The sequence below is a fragment of the Streptomyces sp. P5F9 genome, from assembly GCF_057961495.1.
The window spans coordinates 1-7,605 of the sequence record NZ_JBXVPZ010000456.1; the positions used below are offsets into that span (position 1 = coordinate 1).

Annotated in this window: 9 protein-coding genes; 8 read left to right on the forward strand and 1 reads right to left on the reverse strand. The window is 70.9% G+C overall.

Going from position 1 to position 7,605, the window contains the following annotated elements; genetic code table 11:
* The first annotated feature begins 108 nt into the window (after positions 1–108).
* The 3 genes from AC31A1_RS42290 to AC31A1_RS42300 are packed head-to-tail and all read left to right on the forward strand — an operon-like array spanning position 109 to position 3,145.
* Complete coding sequence (locus AC31A1_RS42290) at positions 109–1,152, forward strand: FecCD family ABC transporter permease (protein WP_489658391.1); 1,044 nt, start codon at positions 109–111, stop codon at positions 1,150–1,152.
* A complete protein-coding gene (locus AC31A1_RS42295) occupies positions 1,149–2,243 on the forward strand; it encodes a FecCD family ABC transporter permease (RefSeq protein WP_489658392.1) in 1,095 nt (364 codons plus the stop codon). Before AC31A1_RS42290 ends, AC31A1_RS42295 begins: the two co-directional genes overlap by 4 nt.
* Entirely contained in the window at positions 2,240–3,145 is a 906-nt protein-coding gene (locus tag AC31A1_RS42300; RefSeq protein WP_489658393.1) for an ABC transporter ATP-binding protein, read from the forward strand. Before AC31A1_RS42295 ends, AC31A1_RS42300 begins: the two co-directional genes overlap by 4 nt.
* Here the strand turns inward: AC31A1_RS42300 and AC31A1_RS42305 are convergent.
* Entirely contained in the window at positions 3,129–3,476 is a 348-nt protein-coding gene (locus tag AC31A1_RS42305) for an SCP2 sterol-binding domain-containing protein (protein WP_489658394.1), read from the reverse strand. The genes AC31A1_RS42300 and AC31A1_RS42305 overlap by 17 nt on opposite strands.
* A gap of 42 nt (positions 3,477–3,518) precedes the next feature.
* Here AC31A1_RS42305 and AC31A1_RS42310 point away from each other — a divergent pair, with 42 nt between their 5' ends.
* The 5 genes from AC31A1_RS42310 (at position 3,519) to AC31A1_RS42330 (ending at position 7,580) form a co-directional block, all read left to right on the forward strand.
* On the forward strand, positions 3,519–3,836 hold the full coding sequence (locus AC31A1_RS42310) for a hypothetical protein (RefSeq protein WP_489658395.1): 318 nt from the start codon (positions 3,519–3,521) through the stop codon (positions 3,834–3,836).
* Positions 3,837–3,843: 7 nt separating this feature from the next.
* Positions 3,844–4,659, forward strand: coding sequence for a TlyA family RNA methyltransferase (locus AC31A1_RS42315; RefSeq protein ID WP_489658396.1), 816 nt, complete (start codon positions 3,844–3,846; stop codon positions 4,657–4,659).
* The gene (locus tag AC31A1_RS42320) at positions 4,656–5,561 is read left to right on the forward strand and encodes an NAD kinase (RefSeq protein WP_026179466.1); all 906 of its coding nucleotides are present in this window, start codon (positions 4,656–4,658) and stop codon (positions 5,559–5,561) included. Before AC31A1_RS42315 ends, AC31A1_RS42320 begins: the two co-directional genes overlap by 4 nt.
* Before the next feature lie 127 nt (positions 5,562–5,688).
* Positions 5,689–7,407 carry a DNA repair protein RecN gene (recN, locus tag AC31A1_RS42325; protein ID WP_489658398.1) on the forward strand — a complete coding sequence of 573 codons (1,719 nt, stop codon included), beginning with the start codon at positions 5,689–5,691 and terminating at the stop codon, positions 7,405–7,407.
* Positions 7,408–7,451: 44 nt separating this feature from the next.
* The gene (locus tag AC31A1_RS42330; protein ID WP_489658397.1) at positions 7,452–7,580 is read left to right on the forward strand and encodes a hypothetical protein; all 129 of its coding nucleotides are present in this window, start codon (positions 7,452–7,454) and stop codon (positions 7,578–7,580) included.
* Positions 7,581–7,605: the final 25 nt, after the last annotated feature.

Here is a 7,605-nt window from a genome sequence, read left to right on the forward strand (position 1 = left end):
TGGGGTTGTGACGCGGGGGGAGGCGGGGCTCGGCATCCAGAGTTCTGAACGGCGGTGAGGCGGGACTCGGTATCCAGATCGCGTGCGAGGGTAGGCTAACCTAACCTCGTGTTGGTCGACAGCCCCCCAGAACAGCGCGCGGAGACCGCCCCCGCGCCCCCAACCCGCCGGGCGATACGTGTCCTTGGGCTCTTCGCGTCCGTGGCGCTCCTGGTCCTCGTGGCCCTGGCGAGCATCGCGATCGGCGCGAAATCGCTGCCGTTGGGGGATGTGTGGCACGGCCTGTTCCATGACTCGGGAACGTATGCGGACGTCGTGGTCGGCGACCGGATCTCCCGTACGGTCCTCGGGCTGCTGGCCGGTGCCGCGCTCGGCCTGTCCGGCGCCGTCCTCCAGGCGCTCACCCGCAACCCTCTCGCCGACCCCGGCCTGCTCGGCATCAACGCCGGCGCCTCGGCCGCGGTCGTCACCGCGATCACCTACTTCGGTGTCACCTCGCTGAGCGGGTACGTCTGGTTCGCCTTCGCGGGCGCGGCGGTGGTCGGCGTGCTGGTCTGGTTCCTGGGCGGCAGCCGGGGCGCCACCCCGGTCCGCCTCGCGCTCGCCGGCACCGCGATCAGCGCCGCGCTCTACGGCTATCTCCAGGCCGTCATGATCATGGACGACGCGGCGCTGTCCAAGATGCGCTTCTGGACGGTCGGTTCACTGGCCTCGGCCACCGGCTCGACGATCACGCAGGTCGCGCCGTTCTTCGCGGTCGGCACGGTGATCTCCCTGCTGCTCGCCCGGCCGCTCAACGCGGTCGCGATGGGCGACGACACGGCCCGCGCCCTCGGCGCCAACCTCAACCGGACCCGCGCGCTCGCCATGCTCTCCGCGACCGTGCTGTGCGGAGCGGCCACCGCCGCCTGCGGCCCGATCGTGTTCGTCGGCCTGATGGTGCCGCACGTGGTGCGCTCCTTCACCGGCCCCGACCTGCGCTGGATCCTGCCGTACGCCACGATCCTGTCGCCCGTGCTGCTGCTCGGCGCGGACGTCCTCGGCCGGTTGATCGCGCGGCCCGCGGAACTTCAGGTCGGCATCGTCACCGCGGTCATCGGCGGGCCGGTCTTCATCTATCTCGTGCGGCGCCGAAGGACGACTCAGCTGTGAATCTCTCTTCAACGACGGCGCAGAACGGCTCAGTTGACAAGGCCGCACCGACTCGGGCTCTCCGTACCCGGGCCGTACGGACCGGCGGCTTCTCCCTCCGCCTCGATCTCCGTGCCTTCACGGTCGTCGTCCTGCTCCTGGTCTGCGCGCTCGCCGCGAGTGTCGTGCTGATCGGTACCGGGGACTTCCCGATCCCGGCCGGTGACGTCCTCAAGACGCTGTTCGGGGGCGGTGACGCGGGACAGGAGTTCATCGTCAACGAGCTGCGGCTGCCGCGTGTCCTCGTCGGGCTGCTGGTCGGTGCCTCGCTCGGGCTGGGCGGTGCGCTGTTCCAGTCCATCTCCCGCAATCCGCTGGGCAGTCCGGACGTGCTCGGCCTCTCGCAGGGGTCGACGGCCGGGGCGCTCGTCGTCATCGTGCTGTTCTCCGGCAGCGCGACCGCCGTCACCCTCGGGGCGCTCGTCGGCGGTCTGGTGACCGGGGTCGCGATCTACCTGCTCGCCTGGAAGCAGGGGGTGCACGGGTACCGGCTCGTCCTGGTCGGCATCGGCGTCTCCGCCGTGGTCACCGCGGTCAACGGCTATCTGCTCACCAAGGCCGACCTCGTCGACGCGGCCCGCGCGGTCGTGTGGATGACCGGTTCCCTCAACGGCCGTGACTGGACCCAGGTCTGGCCGCTCCTCGCGCTGTGCGCCGTACTGCTGCCGCTCGTCCTCGCCAACGCGCGCGGGCTGCGGATGATGGAGATGGGTGACGATGTGTCGTACGCCCTCGGGGTGCGCGTCGAGCGCGTACGGCTGCTGCTGATGGTGGCCGCCGTGCTGCTCACCGCGGCCGCTACCGCCGCCGCCGGACCGGTCGGTTTCGTCGCGCTTACGTCGCCGCAGCTCGCCCGGCGCCTGACCCGCTCGCCGGGTCCGAACCTCGTGCCCTCGCTGTGCATGGGCGCCACCCTGCTGGTCACCGCCGACTGGGTTTCCCAACGGGCGTTCGGCGCCGACCAGTTGCCCGTGGGCGTGGTCACCGGCGTCCTCGGCGGGGTCTACCTGCTGTGGCTCCTGGTCACCGAGCGCAAGGCGGGGCGGATATGAGCAACCAGAGCAACCAGAGCGGCCTCAGCAGCGGGCTGAACAATCGAAGGAGCACCGTGAACCGCCTGTCCGCCGAGAACGTCACCCTCGCCTACGACCAGCGCGTCATCGCACGCGAGTTGTCCGTGGAGATACCCGACAACTCCTTCACGGTGATCGTCGGCCCGAACGCGTGCGGCAAGTCCACGCTGCTGCGGGCACTGTCACGGATGCTGAAGCCGAACGAGGGCCGGGTGCTGCTCGACGGGCAGGTCATCCAGTCGATGCCGGCGAAGAAGGTCGCGCGCACCCTGGGCCTGCTCCCGCAGTCGTCCATCGCGCCCGACGGCATCACCGTCGGCGACCTCGTGGGCCGCGGCCGGTACCCGCACCAGGGCATCCTGCGGCAGTGGTCCACCGAGGACGAGCGGGTCGTACAGGAGTCGATGGCGCAGACCGGAGTCGCCGAGCTCGCCGATCGCTATGTCGACGAACTGTCCGGCGGGCAGCGGCAGCGCGTGTGGATCGCGATGGCGCTCGCCCAGCAGACGCCCCTGCTGCTGCTCGACGAGCCGACCACCTACCTGGACATCCAGCACCAGATCGACGTCCTCGACCTGTGCGCCGAACTGCACGAGGAGCAGGGCCGCACGCTGGTCGCGGTGTTGCACGACCTCAACCACGCCGCCCGGTACGCCACCCACCTCATCGCGCTGCGGGAGGGCGCGGTCATCGCGGAGGGCGCGCCGGGCGACATCGTCACGGCCGAGCTGGTCGAGGAGGTCTTCGGGCTGCGCTGCCAGGTCATCGACGACCCGGAGACGGGGACACCGCTGGTGGTGCCGGCGGCGCGCAAGGCACGCGCGCGTGCGGGAGCCCCGGCGGGGGCAGGGACCGCAGCGGTGGCTACAGAAGCTTCCTGAGGCGGAACAGGTCGAACACGTTGGCCTCCAGCTTCACCCGGCCCGAGCCCCAGGCCTTCGCGAAGTTCAGGCCGCCGTCGACCATGGCGACCAGGTCGTCGCCCGCCATGGTCAGCCTGATCTGGGCCTTCTCCGCAGGAAGGCCCTGCACGGTCTCGTCCACCACGATGCGGCCGCCGGTGAGCCGGCCGACGAACGTGACGTCGAGGTCGGTGATCCGGCAGCTGACCGAACGGTCCATGGCCGCGGCGGCGCGGACATTCCCATCGGCCTTCTGCATGTTGTCCGAGAGCTTTTCGAGTGCGACGCGGCACTCTTCGGTCGTTGCCATCGTGATCGACGGTACCCCAGGCCTTCGGGGTAGCGTCTGGGCATGAGCGACTCATTGCCCGAGGCCGAGGTCGGGGCCGTAGCAGAGGGTGTTCCGGCGGGTGTTCCGGAGGCCGTCGTGGAGGCGGAGCCCGCGTACGACCCGGCTGCCCCCGCGCCCCTGAACGTGGACCGCGCCCCGAGCGGCAACGCCGATGTCGACGCCCAGCTCGGGCGGCTGGCCGACACCGACCACCTCGCCACGGACGGACATGTCGAGGTGTACGAGGATGTACACCGGGGGCTGCGCGACGCGCTCACCGCGCTCGACGCCCGCCCGGGACCTCCGGTGCCCCCATCGACGTACGACCGCAGGAGCTGAACCGAACGTGGCAGGAGTGGCACGCCGACGTCTCGACGCCGAGCTGGTCCGACGGAAGCTCGCGCGGTCGCGGGAGCACGCGAGCCAGCTGATCGCCGCCGGCCGGGTCACCGTGGGCAGGACCGTCGCGACCAAGCCCGCCACCCAGGTGGAGACGGCGGCCGCCATCGTCGTCGTAGCGGATGACGACGACCCCGACTACGTGTCGCGCGGTGGCCACAAGCTCGCGGGCGCGCTGGAGGTCTTCGTACCGCAGGGGCTCGTCGTCGAGGGACGGCGGGCGCTGGACGCCGGCGCGTCCACCGGAGGCTTCACCGATGTGCTGCTGCGGGCGGGTGCCACGCAGGTCGTGGCGGTCGACGTCGGGTACGGGCAACTCGCGTGGTCTCTTCAGAGCGATGAACGCGTCACCGTCAAGGACCGTACGAACGTACGCGAGTTGACGCTTGAAGCGATCGATGGGGAGCCTGTGGATCTAGTCGTGGGGGATCTGTCCTTCATCCCGCTCGGGCTGGTGCTGCCCGCCCTGGCGCGGTGCACGAAGCCGGACGCGGACCTGGTGATGATGGTCAAGCCGCAGTTCGAGGTGGGGAAGGACCGGCTGGGGAGCGGCGGTGTCGTACGCAGCCCCGAACTCCGGGCCGAAGCCGTACGCGGTGTCGCCCGGCGGGCCGCGGAACTGGGGCTCGGGGTGCGGGGCGTCACCGCCAGCCCGCTGCCCGGGCCCTCCGGGAATGTCGAGTACTTTCTGTGGCTGCGGGCCGGCGCACCCGAACTTGACCCGGCCGATGTTGACCGTGCAGTGGCGGAGGGGCCGCGTTGACACAGAACCGAGCTCGTACAGTTTTCCTGCTCGCGCACACGGGTCGGCCTGCGGCCATCCGGAGTGCGGAGCTGGTCGTGAAGGGACTGCTCCAGTCCGGTATCGGAGTGCGCGTCCTGGAGTACGAGGCACGCGACCTGCCGCTCCCGGACGAGGTGGAGACGGTCACCGAGGCCACCCCGCAGTGCCTTGAGGGCTGCGAGCTGCTCATCGTCCTCGGCGGCGACGGCACGCTGCTGCGCGGCGCGGAGTTCGCGCGGGCGTCCGGGGTGCCGATGCTCGGCGTCAACCTCGGCAGCGTGGGGTTCCTCGCGGAGGCGGAGCGGGACGATCTCGACAAGGTCGTGGACCGGGTGGTCACGCGGGCGTACGAGGTCGAGGAGCGGATGACCGTCGATGTCGTCGTGCACAAGAACGGCAACATCGTGCATACGGACTGGGCGTTGAACGAGGCGGCGGTGCAGAAGGCCGGCGCGGAGAAGTTGCTCGAAGTCGTGCTGGAGATTGACGGGCGGCCGGTCACGGGGTTCGGGTGTGACGGGATCGTTTGTGCGACTCCTACGGGGTCTACGGCGTATGCGTTCTCGGCGGGTGGGCCTGTGGTGTGGCCTGAGGTCGAGGCGTTGCTGATGGTGCCGATCAGTGCGCATGCGTTGTTCGCGAAGCCGTTGGTTACGTCGCCGGATTCTGTGCTTGCGGTTGAGGTGTTGCCGCACATCCCCCCGGGGGTTTTGTGGTGTGACGGGCGGCGGACTGTTGAACTGCCTGCCGGGGCTCGGGTTGAGGTCAGGCGGGGGGCTGTTCCTGTGCGGCTGGCTCGGCTGCACCATGCGTCGTTTACGGATCGGCTTGTTGCGAAGTTCGCGTTGCCCGTTTCGGGGTGGCGAGGGGCTCCTCACTAAGCGCGGGCCGGTGGGGGTTGAGCGCGCAGTTCCCCGCGCCCCTTTGGGGCGCTTCCCTCGCGTGGGTGACAGGGTGCCTCGCGCTTCTCCCGCCCTACCTCGTAAGGTCTTCATCGTGCTGGAAGAGATGCGGATACGGTCGCTCGGAGTCATCGACGATGCTGTCGTCGAACTGTCGCCGGGGTTCACCGCTGTCACGGGTGAGACCGGTGCGGGCAAGACCATGGTCGTCACCAGTCTCGGGCTGTTGCTCGGGGGGCGGGCGGACCCGGCGCTGGTGCGGATCGGGGCGAAGAACGCGGTCGTGGAGGGGCGGATCTCCGTGCCTCCGGGGGCCTCTGCCGTCCTGCGGGCCGAGGAGGCCGGTGCCGAGCTGGACGACGGGATGCTGCTCATCAGCCGTACCGTTTCCGCCGAAGGGCGGTCCCGGGCGCATCTGGGCGGGCGTTCCGTGCCGGTGGGGTTGTTGGCGGAGTTGGCCGACGACCTTGTCGCCGTGCACGGGCAGACCGATCAGCAAGGGTTGTTGAAGCAGTCCCGGCAGCGGCAGGCGCTCGACCGGTACGCCGGGGACGCCGTCACCGGGCCGCTCACCAAGTACGCGGAGGCGTATCGGCGGCTGCGTGCCGTCGCCGTCGAGCTGGACGAGATCACCACGCGCGCGCGTGAGCGGGCCCAGGAAGCCGACATGCTGCGGTACGGGCTCGACGAGATCGCGGGCGTCGAGCCGCGCCCCGGGGAGGACGTCGAACTCGCCGCCGAGGCCGAACGGCTCGGGCACGCCGAGGCGTTGGCGTCCGCCGCTACGGCCGCTCACGCCGCGCTCGCCGGCAACCCCGAGGACCCCGAGGGCATCGACGCGGCGACCCTCGTCGCGGGTGCGCAGCGCGCCCTGGAGGCCGTACGGTCGCACGACTCCGAACTGGCCTCGCTCACCGACCGGATCGGTGAGATCGGCATCCTTCTGGGCGATGTGGCGGGGGAGTTGGCGGGTTACGCCGACGACCTGGACGCCGATCCGCTGCGGCTGGCCGCCGTCGAGGAGCGCCGGGCCGCCCTCAACGCGCTCACCCGGAAGTACGGCGAGGACATCACCGCCGTGCTCGCGTACGCCGAGCGGGGCGCCTCGCGGCTGACCGAACTCGACGGCGACGACGAGCGCATCGACGAACTGACCGCCGAGCGGGACGACCTGCGCGGTGAACTGGGCGGCCTCGCACAGGCGTTGACCGACGCGCGTACGGAGGCCGCCGAGCGGTTCGCCGCGGCGGTGACTGCGGAGTTGGCCTCCCTCGCGATGCCGCACGCGCGTGTGTCGTTCGAGATCCGGCAGACCGAGGACCCGGAGGGCGTCGAGGTCGGCGGCCGTGCGGTCGCCTACGGCCCCTCGGGCGTCGACGAGGTCGAGTTGCTCCTCGCCCCGCATCCGGGCGCTCCGCCGCGGCCCATCGCCAAGGGCGCGTCCGGCGGTGAGCTGTCGCGCGTGATGCTCGCCGTGGAGGTCGTGTTCGCGGGGACGGACCCTGTTCCGACGTACCTCTTCGACGAGGTCGACGCCGGTGTCGGCGGCAAGGCGGCGGTCGAGATCGGGCGGCGCCTCGCCAAGCTCGCGAAGACCGCGCAGGTCGTCGTCGTGACCCACCTCCCCCAGGTCGCCGCCTTCGCCGACCGGCAACTGCTCGTCGAGAAGACCAACGACGGTTCCGTCACCCGCTCCGGCGTGAAGGTCCTCGAAGGCGAGGACCGCGTACGGGAGTTGTCCCGGATGCTGGCCGGCCAGGAGGACTCGGAGACGGCCCGGGCGCATGCGGAGGAGTTGCTGGCGACGGCACGGGCGGACGGCTGACGGGACGTTCCGTAGGGGTGGCGGGTGCTCCGTAGCGCGGCCGGATGATCGTACGCCCGCCGCGCATCGTCTCCTTCGCCCTGTACGCGGCCCAGGCCACCGCCACCGGAGCCGCTCTCGCCGCCGCGCGTGTCCGCCCGGCGGCCGGGTTCGTGGTTCTCGCGGCGGGTTAGTGGGGCGGTGGCCTGGGCCGCGTAC

Coding starts and splice junctions, on each gene's coding strand:
- AC31A1_RS42300 (WP_489658393.1), top strand. CDS start 2,240: ATGAGCAACCAGAGCAACCAGAGCGGCCTCAGCAGCGGGCTGAACAAT.
- AC31A1_RS42305 (WP_489658394.1), bottom strand. CDS start 3,476: ATGGCAACGACCGAAGAGTGCCGCGTCGCACTCGAAAAGCTCTCGGAC.
- AC31A1_RS42310 (WP_489658395.1), top strand. CDS start 3,519: ATGAGCGACTCATTGCCCGAGGCCGAGGTCGGGGCCGTAGCAGAGGGT.
- recN (WP_489658398.1), top strand. CDS start 5,689: ATGCGGATACGGTCGCTCGGAGTCATCGACGATGCTGTCGTCGAACTG.
- AC31A1_RS42330 (WP_489658397.1), top strand. CDS start 7,452: ATGATCGTACGCCCGCCGCGCATCGTCTCCTTCGCCCTGTACGCGGCC.